This window comes from Protofrankia sp. Cas8 (assembly GCF_963555845.1).
In the GTDB taxonomy this organism is placed as follows: domain Bacteria; phylum Actinomycetota; class Actinomycetes; order Frankiales; family Frankiaceae; genus Protofrankia.
This window is the reverse complement of sequence record NZ_CAUVXI010000237.1, coordinates 1-1486: the sequence shown is the minus strand read 5'-3', so window position 1 is coordinate 1486 and position 1486 is coordinate 1. Positions and strand designations below refer to the sequence as shown.

Annotated in this window: 2 protein-coding genes; both read left to right on the top strand. The window is 67.2% G+C overall.

The window, feature by feature from the left end; translation table 11 throughout:
• The coding region (locus U9977_RS23680) for an ImmA/IrrE family metallo-endopeptidase (protein ID WP_322751490.1) at positions 1-340 on the top strand (340 nt) is incomplete at its 5' end.
• Between the two features lie 63 nt (positions 341-403).
• Complete coding sequence (add, locus tag U9977_RS23675; protein ID WP_322751489.1) at positions 404-1483, top strand: adenosine deaminase; 1080 nt, start codon at positions 404-406, stop codon at positions 1481-1483.
• The last annotated feature ends 3 nt before the right edge of the window (positions 1484-1486 follow it).

The window sequence follows — 1486 nt, the reverse complement described above, 5'->3', positions numbered from 1 at the left end:
GGGGGGGGCTCGGGGGGAGGGCATCGGCGTTGTTCTTGCTCGCAGGCAGCCGCAGCCGACCCGCCGGTTCACGGCTGCCCGCGCACTGTGGCACGCGATCTACTCCGATGATCCCCTGTTCCTTGTCACCGCTGCGTACACGGACCGCCAGAAGATCGAACGAGCGTTCGCCGCCGAGCTTCTCGCGCCGGCGGCTGGCATCGCGGAGCATCTTGAGAATGCCGTGGATGCGGTTGAGCCTGAGGACGTTGACGAGGTTGCCCGACACTTCGACGTTTCACCGATGGTGATCGAACATCAGGTCAGCAATCAGCTTGTGGCGAGCCGATACCCGCGCTGATCCACAACTGTTGCTGCGATCTTGCTTGACGGGGATGGGGACGGTCGGCAATCGTCTCGGGACATGCGAGAGGGCTATGCGCGACAGGGCGATGCGCGAGAGGGCACCAGCGACCAGCTCACCGACGAGGAGTTCGTCGACGCGCTGCCCAAGGTGGAACTACATGTCCACCTTGAAGGGTCGATGCGCCCGCAGACCCTGCTCACCCTCGCCCGCCGCCACGGCGTCGACGATCTGCCCACCGACCTCGACGGGGTGGCGACGTTCTACGAGTTCCGCGACTTCGACCACTTCATCGAGGTCTACCTGGCCGCTGTCCGGGTGTTGCGCGATGCCGGCGACTTCGCGCTCCTGGCCCGCGAGACCGCACTGGGGCTCGCAGCCCAGGGCGTCCGATATGCCGAGATCACCTTCACGCCGTTCCTGCACATCCAGCGCGGTGTCGACGCCGACGAGGTCTTCGCAGGCGTCGAGCAGGGCCGCCGCGAAGCCGAGGAGGCAACCGGTATCCAGATCCGGTGGATCACCGACATTCCGGGCCTGCCCGACATGGATCTGCGTCCCGCATCCGAGGGCACGATCGAGTTCGCGCTGAACCACCGTGAGTCCGTGATCGCGCTCGGGTTGGGCGGACCCGAGGTCGGCGTGCCCCGGCCGCAGTTCGCCGAGGTGTTCACCGCCGCGCGTGACGCCGGGCTGCACCGCATCCCGCATGCCGGCGAGACGACCGGGCCGCGCACGATCTGGGACTGCCTGGAGTACCTGCACGCCGAACGCATCGGTCACGGCATCACCGCCTGTGACGACCCGGCCCTCGTCGATCACCTGCGGGCACATCACATTCCGCTGGAGGTGTGTCCCACCTCGAACCTGCGCACCGGGGTCGTCACCGACTATTCGGCGCATCCGCTGCCCAGGATGATCGAAATGGGCCTGCCGGTCAGCCTCAACAGTGACGATCCGCCGATGTTCGGGACCACGCTGCGGGACGAGTACCTGCACGCGCTGCGTAGCCTGGGCCTGACCCGACGTCAGGTTGCCGATCTGGCTGCGGCTGGCGTCGACCACTCGTTTGCTCCCGCCGCGGTCAAGGAGGCCATCCACGCGGACCTCGCGACGGTCGTCGAGGGCCTCAGCCGTTAGCTT

What these genes read in the sequence shown, in the direction of transcription:
- add (WP_322751489.1), top strand. Translation starts at nt 404, where the DNA reads ATGCGAGAGGGCTATGCGCGACAGGGCGATGCGCGAGAGGGCACCAGC.